The organism is Ancylobacter sonchi (genome assembly GCF_018390695.1).
Lineage (GTDB): Bacteria > Pseudomonadota > Alphaproteobacteria > Rhizobiales > Xanthobacteraceae > Ancylobacter > Ancylobacter sonchi.
On sequence record NZ_JAHBGF010000028.1, the window covers coordinates 536,774 to 550,349 of the forward strand.

The following is a 13,576-nucleotide window of genomic DNA, read 5'->3' on the forward strand; positions in this document are numbered from 1 at the left end:
CAACCGCGCCCGGGTCCGCTTCCCCGGTTCAGATCGGCCTGCCTCAGATCGATTCGCCGAGGAAGGGCAGATCGAACAGCTGGTCCATGCTGCGCGAGGGATCGCAGCACGAGCCGGTCTCGCCGACGATCCGCGCCGGCACGCCGGCCACAGTGGTCTTGGCCGGCACCGGCTTCAGCACCACCGAGCCGGCGGCGATACGGGCGCAATGGCCGATCTCGATATTGCCGAGCACCTTGGCGCCGGCGCCGATCAGCACGCCGTAGCGAATCTTCGGATGGCGGTCGCCATGCTCCTTGCCGGTGCCGCCGAGGGTGACGCCCTGCAGGATCGAGACGTCGTCCTCGATCACCGCGGTCTCGCCGACCACGATGCCGGTGGCATGGTCGAAGAAGATGCCACGGCCGAACGGCGCCGCCGGGTTGATGTCGACCTGGTAGCAGACCGAGGCGCGGCTCTGCAGATAGAGCGCGAAGTCGCGCCGGCCATTGTGCCACAGCCAGTGCGCCAGCCGGTGGGTCTCGATGGCGTGGAAGCCCTTGAAATAGAGCAGCGGCTGCAGCGCCCGGTCCGTCGCCGGGTCACGGTCGCACACCGCCATGATGTCGGCGCGGATGGCGACGCCGATCGCGGGATCGGCGGTGAAGGCATCGTCATAGGCCTGGCGGATCAGTTCCGCCGGCACGTCGGCATGATGGAGCCGCTGGGCGATGCGGTGCGCCACCGCCTTCTCCAGCGACTGGTGATGCAGCACCGTCGTATAGACGAAGCTGGCCAGCGCCGGGTCGTTGGCGGCGACCTCCTCCGCCTCCTGGCGGATGCGCGACCACACCGGGTCGACCTTCTCGATCAGCGAGCGCGTCGCGTGGTCCGCGCGGGAATTAACAGCCTGCACCATCGCCTTGTGTCCTGTCTTCCGCCCTGGGGCGCGGGCCGCCTTTACCCGGCGGCGGCCACGAATTGGCGTCGTTCTAGCACAGCTGGCGCCTGCGGCCTATGCGGTCGCGATCCGGGTGGTCGGCCGTTGTCTGAAGCTCATCCGTGCCGGTCGAGAAAGGCCAGCGCCGCCTGCTTGAACACCTTGTCGCCGACGGCGAGCATGTGCTCGCGATCGGGGATATCCAGCACCTCCGAGCCGGGGATCAACGCGGCGAGCGGGCGCGCGGCGCCGGACACCGCGTCGCGGGTGCCGATGGCGATCAGGGTCGGCACCCGGATCTGGCCGACCTCCTCGCGCGTCAGCGTGCGGCGCGAACCGTAGATGCAGGCGGCGAGCGCCTGGCGGTCGCTCTTGGTCTGCTCGGCGAAAGCGCGGAAGGTGCGGCCCATCGGATCGGTGACGTCGTCGAGGCTGTCGGCCAGCAGCGCCTCGGCGACGGTGACCGGCAGCCCGGCGCCTTCGACGAGATGAATGCCTATGCCGCCGAGGATGAGCGTGCGCACCCGCTCCGGCGCCAGCAGCGCGACGCAGGCGCCGATGCGCCCGCCCATCGAATAGCCCATGACGTCGAAGCGCGGCAGGCTGAGATGGGCCATCAGCGCCAGCACGTCGCCGGCCATGATCCACGGGTCGTAGGCATCGCGGTCGTAGAGCTTCACCGAGGCACCGTGGCCGCGATTGTCCATGGCGATGACGCGGCGGCCGGCGCGGGTCAGCGTCGACACCCAGCCCGGACCGACCCAGTTGATCTCCTTGGTGGAGGCGAAGCCGTGGATGAGGACAATCGGCTCGCCCTCGCCCTCGTCGAGATAGGCGAATTCGAGACCGTCACGGGAGAAGGTCGGCATGCGGCTGGGACTCCGGCAAGGCGGGAGAGCGGGAAGCCGGCAAGCTACTGAGCAGGGCGAGGCATGCCAAGACGATCCTCCGCATGCCGGACATGCGCCATCGCCCGGCATCACGGGAAGTGGCCGTTCGTGAGGCGGCCGCTCGGAAGGCTCAGGCCGGCAGGAGCCCAGCGCGACCGCCGCGCCACAACGGGCGCAGCAGCGCCACCACGGTGCTGTTGAGCGATGCCACCAGCCCCAGGAGGTTCAACGCCGCCGCGACGACCCAGAAGGCGAGCTTGGCCGCGACCTCGCCGAGCACCAGCGCGCCCCGGCCGAGCGTCTTCAGCACCGCCAGCGTCTGGCCGCCCTTGGCCTCGGAGAGCCGCCGCAGCCGTGCAACGTCGGTGACGTCGTCGGCATGGCGCAGGCCGGCAAGCGTCGCGCGCATCCCGGCCCTCTCGCCGGCGCGGCCGATATCTCCAATGGCGGCAATCGCACGGGCCTTGCGGCCGGAGCGCAGCAGCCCGACGAGGTCGTCGCCGAGGCGCAGACCGAGCGCGCCGGCGCGGCGGGCGCCCTTGGCGAGGCTGAGGCCCGCCCGCAGCGTCAGCGGGGCGCCAAAGGCGGCATAGGTGGCGGCGGTCGCCACGAGGCCCACACCGGCAAAGCCGGTCATCAGCGGGTCGACGGCGTCGCCGCGCAGATAATTGCCGGCCTGCCGGCCGAGATCGCGGATATCGCCCCAGACGGTCAGATCGGCGGCCGTGGCGCCGGCGAGGCCGGGGAGGTCTTCCGCCGTTCCGGTGACGAAGCCCCGGCCGAACGCGCCGGCCTCGCGCAGCGCCGTGGCGGCATCGGAGGAGGCGGCCAGCACCCGTGCCCGCCGCTCCGCCGGCACCGGCAGCGCGCGGGCGTCGGCAAGTTCGAGGAAGCTCGCCGCCAGCTCGGCATCGTCATGGGCCAAGGCTTCGTCGATCTCGCGATTGGCGCGCTCGGCGGTGAGCGCCTTGTCGAGACGCAGATCGGCAAGCCGCGCGGCATCGTCCCGCGCCATCAGCAACGCAAAGGCCTCCCGTCCCAGCGGCAGCAGCCAGTGGGCCGAGCCGGCAAGGGCAAACAGGAGCGAGACGGCGGCGAGGAGGCGGGCGAGATTCAGGCGGCGCATCATGGACGACCAGCGGAGCACGCTGCGTCATGCGCGCGCATTGTGGCGAAGCCAAGAGGAAGCCAAGAGTACGAAGCCGAGGGCGCGCGGCGTGCGGCCATGGGCGGCTTGGCGAGAGACCAGATTTCAGCCTTCTCATCTTGGGATCGCAGCGCGTGCCGTCGCGCCGCCCCTTTCGCCGGGAGACGCCAGCGGCTATCCTGCCGGCCTTCGATCCATCCGGACAGGGCAGATACATGGCGGGCCACGTCGTTCCTCACTTCCACAATTCGGCGGGCGTGCCGGCCATCTCCATCGGCGCCAAGGAATTCATGTGCGTCGGCGCCAAGCCGCCCTACGACCACCCGCATGTCTTCCTCGACATGGGCTCGGACGACGAGATCATCTGCCCCTACTGCTCCACCCTCTACAAGTTCGACGCCAAGCTGCATGGCGACGAATCGGTGCCGGCGGGCTGCCTCTACGAGGCCGCCGCGGCCTGAGGAGGCTCCTTGTCCGAGCGCGACATCCTCGTCGCCGGTGCCGGTGTCGGGGGGCTGAGCGCCGCACTCGCACTGGCGCGGGCGGGTTTCGAGGTCACCATACTTGAGCGCGCGGAAGCGCTGCAGGAGGCGGGCGCCGGTGTGCAGCTCGCCGCCAACGCCACGAGCTGCCTCGCGCGGCTCGGCGTGCTCGAGCGGGTGAAGGCACGCGCCGTACAGCCCGCCTTCCTGCGGGTGATGGATGCGCGCCATGGACGGCTGCTGGCCGAGGCGACCATGGGCGAGGCCGCCGAAATAGGATTCGGCGCGCCCTTTCTCGTCATCCATCGCGCCGATCTTCAGGCCGCGCTCGCCGAGGCGGTGCTGGCTGAGCCGCGCATCCGGATGCTCCTGCGCTCCACCATCGAGGGTTTCACCGAGGAGGACGGCCGCGTCCGCGTGGTCATCCGCCGCGGCGAGACACCGGCGATCTTCGACGGTGCGGCGCTGATCGGCGCCGACGGGCTGCGCTCGGCGGTGCGCGCGCAGCTGTTTCCCCACGCACTGCCCTCCTTCCGCCATCGCGCGGCCTGGCGGGCGATGGCGCCGGTGGCGCGGCTGCCGGCGCACCTCGCCGACGCGGCGACGCGGCTCTGGCTGGGGCCCGGCGCGCATCTCGTCACCTATCCGGTGCGCGGCGGAAAGGCGGTGAACCTCGTCGCCATCACCCCGGACGAGCGGCAGGCGCATGGCTGGAGCCATGAGGGCGAGAAGGGCGAGCTCGCCGGGCATTTCCGGGGCTGGTGCGCCGATGTGCAGGCGTTGCTGGCGGCGCCGGGCGCCTGGCTGCGCTGGGCGCTGTTCGACCTCGACCCGCTGCATGCGTGGGGCACCGGACGGGTGACGCTGCTCGGCGATGCCGCGCACGCCATGGTGCCGTTCCTCGCCCAGGGAGCCGCGCAGGCGATCGAGGATGCGGACGTGCTGGCCGCCTGCCTGCGGGAAGGTGGCGACGTTGCCGCCGCGCTACGCCGCTACGAGGCGCTGCGCCGGCCGCGCACGGCTCAGGTGCAGGCCGCCGCGCGCGGCATGGACCGGGTGTATCACCTCTCCGGCCCGATGGCGTTCGCGCGCAATTTGATGATCCGCGCCAAGGGCGGCGCCGGCGTGCTGGAGCGCTATCGCTGGATCTACGAACGGCAGCCGTGAGCAATGGCCATCGGGAACTCCTGTGGGACATTGCTGTCGCGGCGCGGAACTTCCTGGAAGCGATCTGGCCCGAGTGGCATTCGGCTTGGGGCGAAGCTCCCGCCGTAACGTCGCGTTGGACCTGCGGGCGCTCCAGCCTGTTTCTGGTGCATGTGCTCAAGGAGCAGGGCTTGGCCGCCCGCTGGGTCAGCGGCACGCCGCGGCTAGGGGAGCAGGAGCCGGAGATCGGGCCATACGGCTTCTTCGATGGCAAGCAATGGCAGTCACACGCCTGGGTCCGGCAGGGCGACCTGATCGTCGACGTCACCGCCGACCAGTTCGGCGCGGCGCCGGTGCTGGTGGTCGCGGCTACCGACAATCGTTATGGCGAGGGACCCGGCGATACCGCGCTACCGACCTTCGCCGCTGCGCGCGAGCGTGCGGCGAAGGCCCTGCTGCCGCGCTGGCATGTATCGGCCCAGCGCGACGCCCTGCATGGCAGGCTATTCAGCTGCTGATCTGAAGGCCCGCGACGCCGCCGATCAGCGCGGCGGTGGCGAGCAGCTTGCCGAGGCCGAGTGGCTCGCCAAAAAGGGCCGCGCCGAGAATGACGGCGCCGAGCGTGCCCATCGCCGTCCAGGCGGGATAGGCGAGGCTCACCGGCATGGTCTTCATCGCGAAGGTGAGCAGCGCAAGGCTGATGCCACCGGCTACCAGAGTGAGCAGGCTGGGCAGCAGTCGGGAAAAACCCTCGGAAGCCTTCATGGCGAGGGCGAAGACGATTTCAAACCCCGCCGCCAGCACGAGAAACAGCCACGCGGTCATGGATCACTCCTGTCGAAAAGATGAGGCACATTCACGTGTCTCTTGCCGGCAAGGAGATAAGCCCCTTGAACTGGCTCGACAAACGCGAAGTTCTCAGGCAATGGATGAGATGAATTCATCCATGAGGACATCATGCGCCGCCTGCCGCCGCTGGGATCGCTCCGCGCCTTCGAGGCCGCCGCGCGGCTGGAGAGCTTCAAGGACGCGGCGGCGGAACTCGGTGTGACACCGACCGCCATCAGCCATCAGGTGCGCCTGCTGGAGGAGGAACTCGGCACGCCGCTGTTCATCCGCCGCACCCGCAAGGTGGTGCCGACTGCCAGCGGGCTGGACCTGGCGGCGCGGCTCGGCAGCGCCTTCGAGGTGATGGCGGATGCGGTGGCGCAGGCGCGCCCGCGTCCCGGACGCCGGCTGGCGACGCTGTCGGCCACCCTCGCCTTCTCGGCGCGGCTGCTGGTGCCGCGTGCCGGCCGCTTCCGCACGCTGCATCCGGGCTGGGATTTACGCCTGCACGCCTCCGACGAGGCGGTCGACCTCATCGCCGGCGAGGCGGATGCCGCGATCCGCTATGGGCGCGGCAGCTATCCCGGCCTCGTCTCGGTGCCGCTGATGAGCGAATGCTTCGCGCCGGTGTGCAGTCCGCGCATCGCGCCGACGCGCCTGGAGGATCTGCGGCGGGCCAATCTGATCCATTTCGACTGGCTGCTCGCCAGGTCGCACAACAAGACGCCGAGCTGGAGCGACTGGGCGGAGAAGGCGGGGCTCGCGGGCTTCGACGCCACGGCGGGCCTGACCTTCACGGACGAGAACAGCGCCATCGAGGCGGCGGTGGCCGGTCAGGGCGTCGCCCTGCTCAGCCTGCCGCTGCTGGCGCCGGAACTGCGCTCCGGCGTGCTGATCCAGCCCTTCGGTCCGGTGATCGAAGGGCTGGGCTTCGACTTCGTGTTTCCCGAGGGCGCGGAAAACCGGCCGGAGGTGGCGACATTGCGCGACTGGGTGCTGGGGGAACTCGGCCCGGCCCTCGTTCCGTCGGCCACCCCGTCAGCCGGCGAGACGTGAGGCCGGCGGCTTGCCGGCAATCAGCAGCAGGTCGCTTTCGTCCTTCAGGCTGACGCCGGTCAGCCGGCGGGCGAGGGCTTCCTTGAGCAGCCAGGCCAGCTTGAAGGCGGCATGGTCGTGGGAAAGCCCCTCCCCGCGCACATTGGAGATGCAGTTGCGCTCGGCATCCGAGCGGCCGACCTTCGGCGCGAAGGTGAGATAGAGGCCGAGGCTGTCCGGCGAGGACAGGCCCGGCCGCTCGCCGATCAGCACCGCCACCGCCCGGGCCGCCAGTATCTCGCCGACCTCGTCGCCGAGCGCCACCCGCGCCTGCGAGGCGATGACGACCGGGCCGGTGCTCCAGCCCTCCTCGGCGAGGCGCGGCTTGAGCGCGGCGAGGAACGGCGCCGCCTGCGCGTGGATGGCGGTCGAGGACAGGCCGTCGGCCACCACCAGAGCGAGATCCGGCGCGCTGCCGGCATACGGCGTGAGCGCGGCGCGCCCCTCCTCCGAGAGTTTGCGGCCGAGATCAGGCCGGCGCAGATAGGCCTCGCGCGAGGGGGCGGCGGAGGCGACATGCAGCGTCTCGAAGCCCAGCGCGGCGATGGCGGCGGCGGTCGCCTCCGCCTCGAACGGGGTGTGTACCGCGTCGCGCGCTTGCGCATGGGCAAGGGCGAAGCGCAGCACCTCGCGCGTCGGCAGGCCGGTGCCGGCACGGCCGAGCGCGATGCGCGCCGGCGTGGCGCGGGCGAGCTTCCCCCAAGCATCCTCGATGATGTAGCCGCTGGCGGGCCGGGTGTCGTTGCTCATCGCCCTGCCCTCACGCCGCCAGGCCGGGGGCGTAGGCGAGCAGCGGATTGGCGCCGCCCTGCGGCTTGAGCCGCCCGTCCGGGCCGGTGATGCCCATGGATTGCAGCCAGGCCTCGAATTCCGGCGCCCGCTTCAGGCCCAGCACATCGCGCAGATAGAGCTGGTCGTGGAACGAGGTCGACTGGTAGTTCAGCATCACGTCGTCCGAGCCGGGAATGCCCATGATGTAGGTGACGCCCGCCGCGCCGAGCAGCGTCATCAGCGTGTCCATGTCGTCCTGGTCGGCTTCGGCGTGGTTGGTGTAGCAGACGTCGCAGCCGAGCGGCACGCCCATCAGCTTGCCGCAGAAATGGTCCTCCAGCCCGGCGCGGATGATCTGCTTACCGTCATAGAGATATTCCGGGCCGATGAAGCCGACCACGGTGTTGACCAGCAGTGGGCGGAACGGACGGGCGACCGCATAGGCACGCGCTTCCAGCGTCTGCTGGTCGACGCCGTGATGGGCGTTGGCGGAGAGCGCCGAGCCCTGCCCGGTCTCGAAATACATCACATTGTCGCCGAGCGTGCCGCGCTTCAGCGAGAGGGCCGCCTCGTGCCCTTCCTTCAGCGTGGCGAGGCTGATGCCGAAGGACGCGTTGGCGGCCTGCGTCCCGGCGATCGACTGGAAGACGAGATCGACCGGCACGCCGCGATTGATCACCTCGGTGGAGGTGGTCACGTGGGTGAGCAGGCAGGCCTGAGTCGGAATGTCGAAGCGGGCGATGATGTCGTCGGTGAGCTTCAGCAGCTCGCTGAGCACCGGGATGCTGTCCGAGGCGGGATTGATGCCGATCACCGCGTCGCCGCAGCCATAGAGCAGGCCGTCGAGGATCGAGGCGGTGATGCCGGCCGGGTCGTCGGTGGGATGGTTCGGCTGCAGCCGCACCGCCATGGTGCCGGGCAGGCCGATGGTGTCGCGGAACTTCGTCACCACCCGGCACTTGCGCGCCACCGCGATGAGGTCCTGGTTGCGCATGATCTTCGACACCGCCGCCGCCATCTCCGGGGTGACGGCGGGGGCGAGCGCGGCCAGCGCCTGCGACGAGGCGGCATCGGACAGCAAGAAATCGCGGAAGTCGCCGACCGTCATGTGGGAGACCGGGCGGAAGGCGCTCGCATCATGCGTGTCAATGATCAGCCGGGTGACCTCGTCGGCCTCGTAGGGCACCAGCGCCTCGGTGAGGAAGGTAGCGAGCGGCACCTCGGCGAGACACATGCGGGCGGCGACGTTCTCCTCCGCCGAGACGGCGGCGATGCCGGCCAGCATGTCGCCGGAACGCAGCGGCGTGGCCTTGGCCATCAGCTCCTTGAGATCGGCGAAAACGTAGCTGCGCGGCCCGATGAGGTGACGATACGGCATGTTTGCTCCCGCCCGGCGCCCGCTGCCCAATCCGGCGCCATGGCGCAAAAACATACTCCGACCGGGCGGGCGACGGAAGCCGGCACCGCGCATGTTCCGGCTCTGGACGGCGGGCGGGCCGGGGTCTAGGACGGCGCACAAAATACCAGATCGAACGGCGAGGAATCGATGGCAACCTTCATCCTCATTCACGGCGCCTGGCATTGGGGCGGCTGCTTCGTGCAGGTGGCGAACCGGCTCGCGGCCATGGGCCACGCGGTGATCACCCCCGACATGGCCGGACACGGCTTCGACCCGACGCCCATCGCCCATATTCCCGATTTGCCGACCTATGCCGCCAGCGCCCGCGCCGCTCTGGAGGACATCGAGGGCCGGGCGATCCTCGTCGGCCACAGCGTCGGCGGCGCGACCGCCAGCTGGCTCGGCGAGCTGATGCCCGAGCGGGTGCAGGCGCTGGTCTATCTCACCGGCTTCATGGCGCCGAACGGCAAGAGCGCCCGCGACTTCGTGATGACGCAGACCCATCTCCGGCATCCGGCGATCCTGGAGACGCAGGGCATGCTGCGCGTGACGCGCGAAGGGCTGGGCCTCGACTTCACCAAGCGCCACCTGATCGTGCGCTCGCTCTATTCCGACTGCACGCCGCACCAGATCGAGGTGGCGCTGCCCAACCTCATCCCGGTCACGCCGCATGTGCCGTTCGCGGCGATCTCGACCGTCACGCCAGGCCGCTACGGCCAGCTGGAGCGGCACTATGTCGAATGCCTGCAGGACTGCGCCCTGCCGCTGCCGGTGCAGCGCGAGATGCAGGCCGCCGTGCCGGGTGCGACCGTGCACCAGCTCGATGCCGGCCACTCGCCTTTCCTCAGCATGCCCGACGAGGTCGCCGACCTGCTCGATGGCATCGCCTGACGATCGCCGCCTGACGATCACTCGGCCATGAAGCGATAGCCGACGCCCGGCTCGGTGCGGAGGATCGCCGGCCGGGTGGGGTCGCGCTCGATCTTGGCGCGCAGCTGACCGATGAACACCCGGAGATAATGCAGGTCCTCGCCATGGGCGGGGCCCCAGATCGAGGTGAGCAGGGTGCGGTGGGTGACCACCCGCCCCGCATGCCGGGCCAGCAGCGCCAGCAGGTCGTATTCCTTCGGCGTGAGCTTCACCGGCGCGCCGTCGCGGCTGACGAGGCGGCGCAGCGTGTCGATGACGAGGCCGTCCACTTCGACGTGATCCGCCTCCGCATCGGCGGCGAGGCGATGGCGCAGCGCCGCGCGGATGCGGGCGGTGAGCTCGCCGATGCCGAAGGGCTTCTCGACATAGTCGTCGGCGCCGAGGTCGAGGGCGGCGATCTTCTCGCTCTCGCGGTCGCGGGCGGAGAGGATGATGATCGGCACCTGCGACCAGCCGCGCAGCTGGGCCACGACGTCCTTGCCGTCCATGTCCGGCAGGCCGAGGTCGAGGATGACGACATCGGGCGCCGCCGTCGCCGCCGCCTTCAGCGCCGCCGCGCCGGTTGCGGCTTCCACGACGTCGTAGCCGGCGGCACTGAGCGCCGGGCGCAAGAAGCGGTGGATCTGCGGCTCGTCGTCGACGACGAGGATACGGTCGGCGCTCATGATGTCGGCGCCTCCGGTGACGCGGAGAGCGCCTCATCGGGCGGAATCGGGAACCGCAACACCATGCGGGTGCCGCGACGCCGGGTGGCCGGGCTCTCGGCCTTGATGCTGCCGCCCATGGCGTCGACGAAACCTCGCGCGATCGACAATCCCAATCCGGTTCCGGGCGGGCGCCCGTCCGCCGAGCCGGGACGAAAGAACTTTTCGAACACCTTGTCGATATCTCCGGGCGCGATTCCCTTGCCGGCATCCGTCACCGAAATGACGATCTCGCCTCCCTCGGTGCGGGCAAAGATCCGCACCGGCTCGCCGGCGGCGTATTTGGCGGCGTTGTCGAGCAGGTTGAACAGCACCTGTCCGAGCAGCACGCTGTCCCCCTGCATCAGCGGCAGCGTGGGCGCGATCGACACGTCGATGACCAGCTGGGGGTAATAGCGGGCGCACCGCTCCACGGCGGCGCGGATGACGTCGCCAACATCGAGCCAGTCGCGCCGCGCCTCCAGCGTGCCGGACTCGATGCGGGTCATGTCGAGCAGGTTGGAGACGAAGCGCGACAGCCGCCCGCCCTCCTCCTCGATGGTGGCGAGCAGGTCGTCACGGCTCGCCGCGTCCATGCGGGTGCCGAGCTGGCGCAGGCTGGTCACCGCGCCAGTGATGGTGGCGAGCGGCGTGCGCAGATCGTGCGAGATCGAGGACAGCAGCGCGGTGCGCAGGCTGTCGCCCTGTAGTCGCGCTGCCTGGGCGATGCTCTGCTCGGCCAGCCGCGCCCGGTCGAGCGCGATGGCGGTCTGGTCCATGATCGCCGCCAGCATCGGCTCGGCGGCACCGTCGAAGGGCTCGCCGTCCCAGCGCAGGCCGAGAATGCCGACCACGCCGTGCGGGCTGGTCATCGGCCGGAACTGCCAGCGGCTGGACGGCAGCGTGCCGGTGTCGCGCCCGGCGGCCTCGCGATGCTCGAAGGCCCAGCGGGCGGCGCTCATGTCGCCGACCTCGAGATCGGCGTCGGGCGGCCAGGCGGCGGCGAGCGCCACCGCGCCGTTCTGCGAGGTGAGGATCGCCGCCGGGCGACCGAAGGTCTCGTGCAACTGCGATACCGCCGCCCAGAGCACGTCCTCCGCCTCGGCATTGCCGGACAGCTTGCGCGAAAAATCGTACAGCGATTGCAGCGAGCTCGCCCGCGCCCGGGCCGTGCGCGCCTGTTCGCTCACCCGCGAGGCGAGGCCACCGGCCAGCAGCGCGGCGAGCAGGAACACCACGAAGGCGAACACCTCGTGCGGCGAGGCGATGGTGAAGGTGTAGAGCGGCGGGATGAAGAAGTAATTATAGGCGAGGCCCGACAACATGGCGGCCAGGAGGGCGGCGCCGTAGCCGGCGCGGATCGCCGCCACCACCACCGCCATCATGAACAGCAGCGAAACATTGGGCAGGTGCATCGCCCGCTCGATGCCGGTGCCGATCAACGCGGCGGCGACGACGCTGGCGACCGCATACAGGACGCTGCGGGCCAGCTCGCGTGGCCGGCGGGCGCGGCGGCGCGGCGCCAAGCTGCCCTCGGCCTGGTCGCCGGTGACGATGTGGACGGCGATGCCCGGCACCTGGGCGACGATCTCGTCGGCGAGCGACGGCCGCCGCAGCAAGGGCCAGCGACGGCGGTTCGGGGCGCCGATGACGATCTGGGTGACATGCTCGCGGCGCGCGAGGCGGATGAGCTCGGTGACGAAGTCGTTGGCGGTGATCCGCCGCGTCTCCGCCCCCAGCCGTTCGGCGAGGCGCAGCAATTCGTCGATGCGTGCCGGAGCCCCCTCCCCGGTCTCGCGGTCGGCGCGCTCCAGCGACACCACGGTCCAGGAGGCGTTGAGGCCGGAGGCGAGCCGGCTCGCCTCGCGCACCACCTTCTCCGACAGCACATCGGCGCCGACGCAGACCAGCAGCCGCTCGGCCGAGGCCCAGGCCCCCTCGATGGCGTGTCCCTTGAGATAGTCGACCATGTCGTCGTCGACGCGGTCGGCGGTGCGGCGCAGCGCCAGCTCGCGCAAGGCGGTGAGGTTGCCGAGGCGGAAGAAGCGCTCGGAGGCGCGGCGCGCGCTCTCCGGCAGATAGACCTTGCCGTCCTTGAGCCGCTCGATCAGCTCGGCCGGCGGCAGGTCGACGAGCACGATCTCGTCGGCCTTCTGCAGCACGGTGTCCGGCACCTGCTCGCGGACATGGATGCCGGTGATGTTGGCCACTACATCGGCGAGGCTTTCGAGGTGCTGGATGTTCAGCGCCGTCCAGACGTCGATGCCGGCGGCCAGCAGTTCCTCGATGTCCTGGAACCGCTTGGGGTGGCGCGAGCCCTCGGGGTTCGAGGAGGCGAGCTCGTCGAGGATCAGGATGCGCGGCTTGCGGGCCAGCGCGGCGTCGAGGTCGAAGGTCTCGATGACGCGGTCCTTATAGGGCACGCGCCGGCGCGGCAGGATCTCGAGCCCGTCGAGCAGTTCGGCGGTCTCGGAACGGCCATGGGTTTCGGCGAGGCCGACCACGATGTCGGCCTTGAGCTTGCGGGCGCGGGCAAGCATCGCATAGGTCTTGCCCACGCCCGGCGCGGCACCGAGGAAGATGGTGAGGCGACCGCGCCCGTCGGCGCGCGTGCCGTCCGGCCGCGTCTCCTGGCGCATCACCGCCAGCAGCGCGTCCGGATCCGGCCTGCCCTCGTCACGGGGCTCGGTTGCCGCCATCTCGTTGAAATCCCGTCAGCTCTTCAATCCGTCGAGCGCGAGATTCAGCCTTAGCACATTGACCCGCGGCTCGCCGAGGAAGCCGAGTTCGCGCCCCTGCACGTTGCGGTCGACGAGGGCGTCGACCTCGGCGGCGTCGAGGCCGCGCGCCTTGGCGACACGGGCGACCTGGGCGCGGGCGAATTCCGGCGAGATGTCCGGATCGAGCCCCGAACCGGAGGTGGTGACGGCATCGGCGGGGATGTCCCCCTCGATGCCGGCCGCGCGCAGCTTCTCGACGTCGGCGGCGACCCGGTCCTTCAGCTTGGCGGCCGTCGGGCCGAGATTGGAGCCCGACGACGCACCGGCATTGTAGGGATCCGGGCCGGTGGCCGAGGGGCGCGACCAGAAATACCGCTCGGAGGCGAAGCTCTGGCCGATCAGCGTGGAGCCTATCAGAGTACCGTTGCGGGTGACGAGGCTGCCGCCCGCCTGTGCCGGCAGGGCCGCCCCGGCAATGCCGGTGATGGCGAGCGGATAGGCCAGGCCGAGCAGGCCGGTGAGGAGGACGGTGAGGACGATGGCGGGACGAAGATGCTTCAACATGA

14 protein-coding genes are annotated in these 13,576 nt (G+C 70.4%); 5 read left to right on the top strand and 9 right to left on the bottom strand.

The window, feature by feature from the left end:
* Positions 1-43: 43 nt before the first annotated feature.
* The 3 genes from cysE to KHC28_RS17880 all read right to left on the bottom strand — a co-directional run bounded on the left by cysE (position 44) and on the right by KHC28_RS17880 (position 2,938).
* Complete coding sequence (gene cysE / locus KHC28_RS17870) at positions 44-898, bottom strand: serine O-acetyltransferase (RefSeq protein ID WP_214009681.1); 855 nt, start codon at positions 896-898, stop codon at positions 44-46.
* Between the two features lie 137 nt (positions 899-1,035).
* The gene (locus tag KHC28_RS17875; RefSeq protein WP_214009682.1) at positions 1,036-1,788 is read right to left on the bottom strand and encodes an alpha/beta fold hydrolase; all 753 of its coding nucleotides are present in this window, start codon (positions 1,786-1,788) and stop codon (positions 1,036-1,038) included.
* A gap of 151 nt (positions 1,789-1,939) precedes the next feature.
* Positions 1,940-2,938 (bottom strand): hypothetical protein, encoded by a 999-nt coding sequence (locus KHC28_RS17880; protein WP_246564940.1) that lies wholly within the window; start codon positions 2,936-2,938, stop codon positions 1,940-1,942.
* A gap of 233 nt (positions 2,939-3,171) precedes the next feature.
* On the opposite strand from KHC28_RS17880, the gene KHC28_RS17885 reads away from it, so the two are divergent.
* From KHC28_RS17885 to KHC28_RS17895, 3 genes are read left to right on the top strand one after another with little or no spacing between them, the layout of a single operon-like run.
* Positions 3,172-3,417, top strand: coding sequence for a zinc-finger domain-containing protein (locus KHC28_RS17885; protein WP_214009683.1), 246 nt, complete (start codon positions 3,172-3,174; stop codon positions 3,415-3,417).
* A gap of 9 nt (positions 3,418-3,426) precedes the next feature.
* A complete protein-coding gene (locus KHC28_RS17890; RefSeq protein WP_214009684.1) occupies positions 3,427-4,605 on the top strand; it encodes an FAD-dependent monooxygenase in 1,179 nt (392 codons plus the stop codon).
* Positions 4,602-5,102, top strand: a complete 501-nt coding sequence (locus KHC28_RS17895; RefSeq protein ID WP_214009685.1) for a hypothetical protein — start codon at positions 4,602-4,604, stop codon at positions 5,100-5,102. The genes KHC28_RS17890 and KHC28_RS17895 overlap by 4 nt, the downstream gene beginning before the upstream one ends.
* Here the strand turns inward: KHC28_RS17895 and KHC28_RS17900 are convergent.
* Positions 5,092-5,409 carry a DMT family transporter gene (locus KHC28_RS17900; RefSeq protein WP_214009686.1) on the bottom strand — a complete coding sequence of 106 codons (318 nt, stop codon included), beginning with the start codon at positions 5,407-5,409 and terminating at the stop codon, positions 5,092-5,094. The two genes, KHC28_RS17895 and KHC28_RS17900, sit on opposite strands and share 11 nt — an antisense overlap.
* 132 nt (positions 5,410-5,541) lie before the next feature.
* Between KHC28_RS17900 and KHC28_RS17905 the strand changes: the two genes are divergently transcribed.
* Positions 5,542-6,468 (top strand): LysR substrate-binding domain-containing protein, encoded by a 927-nt coding sequence (locus tag KHC28_RS17905; RefSeq protein WP_246564941.1) that lies wholly within the window; start codon positions 5,542-5,544, stop codon positions 6,466-6,468.
* Here the strand turns inward: KHC28_RS17905 and eutC are convergent.
* Together eutC and KHC28_RS17915 are read right to left on the bottom strand one after the other, a co-directional pair.
* The gene (gene eutC / locus KHC28_RS17910) at positions 6,451-7,257 is read right to left on the bottom strand and encodes an ethanolamine ammonia-lyase subunit EutC (RefSeq protein WP_214009687.1); all 807 of its coding nucleotides are present in this window, start codon (positions 7,255-7,257) and stop codon (positions 6,451-6,453) included. The two genes, KHC28_RS17905 and eutC, sit on opposite strands and share 18 nt — an antisense overlap.
* A gap of 10 nt (positions 7,258-7,267) precedes the next feature.
* The gene (locus tag KHC28_RS17915; protein ID WP_214009688.1) at positions 7,268-8,656 is read right to left on the bottom strand and encodes an ethanolamine ammonia-lyase subunit EutB; all 1,389 of its coding nucleotides are present in this window, start codon (positions 8,654-8,656) and stop codon (positions 7,268-7,270) included.
* Between the two features lie 168 nt (positions 8,657-8,824).
* On the opposite strand from KHC28_RS17915, the gene KHC28_RS17920 reads away from it, so the two are divergent.
* A complete protein-coding gene (locus KHC28_RS17920) occupies positions 8,825-9,568 on the top strand; it encodes an alpha/beta fold hydrolase (protein ID WP_214009689.1) in 744 nt (247 codons plus the stop codon).
* A gap of 17 nt (positions 9,569-9,585) precedes the next feature.
* Here KHC28_RS17920 and KHC28_RS17925 read toward each other — a convergent pair whose 3' ends face one another.
* Genes KHC28_RS17925 through kdpC form a run of 3 tightly spaced genes read right to left on the bottom strand, consistent with a single transcriptional unit; the run spans position 9,586 to position 13,574 of the window.
* A complete protein-coding gene (locus tag KHC28_RS17925) occupies positions 9,586-10,272 on the bottom strand; it encodes a response regulator (protein WP_214009690.1) in 687 nt (228 codons plus the stop codon).
* Positions 10,269-12,989, bottom strand: a complete 2,721-nt coding sequence (locus KHC28_RS17930; protein ID WP_214009691.1) for a DUF4118 domain-containing protein — start codon at positions 12,987-12,989, stop codon at positions 10,269-10,271. Before KHC28_RS17930 ends, KHC28_RS17925 begins: the two co-directional genes overlap by 4 nt.
* Before the next feature lie 15 nt (positions 12,990-13,004).
* Positions 13,005-13,574 (bottom strand): potassium-transporting ATPase subunit KdpC, encoded by a 570-nt coding sequence (gene kdpC, locus KHC28_RS17935; protein ID WP_214009692.1) that lies wholly within the window; start codon positions 13,572-13,574, stop codon positions 13,005-13,007.
* Positions 13,575-13,576 lie beyond the last annotated feature (2 nt).

Coding starts and splice junctions, on each gene's coding strand:
- KHC28_RS17915 (WP_214009688.1), bottom strand. CDS start 8,656: ATGCCGTATCGTCACCTCATCGGGCCGCGCAGCTACGTTTTCGCCGAT.
- eutC (WP_214009687.1), bottom strand. CDS start 7,257: ATGAGCAACGACACCCGGCCCGCCAGCGGCTACATCATCGAGGATGCT.
- KHC28_RS17925 (WP_214009690.1), bottom strand. CDS start 10,272: ATGAGCGCCGACCGTATCCTCGTCGTCGACGACGAGCCGCAGATCCAC.
- cysE (WP_214009681.1), bottom strand. CDS start 898: ATGGTGCAGGCTGTTAATTCCCGCGCGGACCACGCGACGCGCTCGCTG.
- KHC28_RS17880 (WP_246564940.1), bottom strand. CDS start 2,938: ATGATGCGCCGCCTGAATCTCGCCCGCCTCCTCGCCGCCGTCTCGCTC.
- KHC28_RS17885 (WP_214009683.1), top strand. CDS start 3,172: ATGGCGGGCCACGTCGTTCCTCACTTCCACAATTCGGCGGGCGTGCCG.
- KHC28_RS17900 (WP_214009686.1), bottom strand. CDS start 5,409: ATGACCGCGTGGCTGTTTCTCGTGCTGGCGGCGGGGTTTGAAATCGTC.
- kdpC (WP_214009692.1), bottom strand. CDS start 13,574: ATGTTGAAGCATCTTCGTCCCGCCATCGTCCTCACCGTCCTCCTCACC.
- KHC28_RS17905 (WP_246564941.1), top strand. CDS start 5,542: ATGCGCCGCCTGCCGCCGCTGGGATCGCTCCGCGCCTTCGAGGCCGCC.
- KHC28_RS17875 (WP_214009682.1), bottom strand. CDS start 1,788: ATGCCGACCTTCTCCCGTGACGGTCTCGAATTCGCCTATCTCGACGAG.
- KHC28_RS17920 (WP_214009689.1), top strand. CDS start 8,825: ATGGCAACCTTCATCCTCATTCACGGCGCCTGGCATTGGGGCGGCTGC.
- KHC28_RS17930 (WP_214009691.1), bottom strand. CDS start 12,989: ATGGCGGCAACCGAGCCCCGTGACGAGGGCAGGCCGGATCCGGACGCG.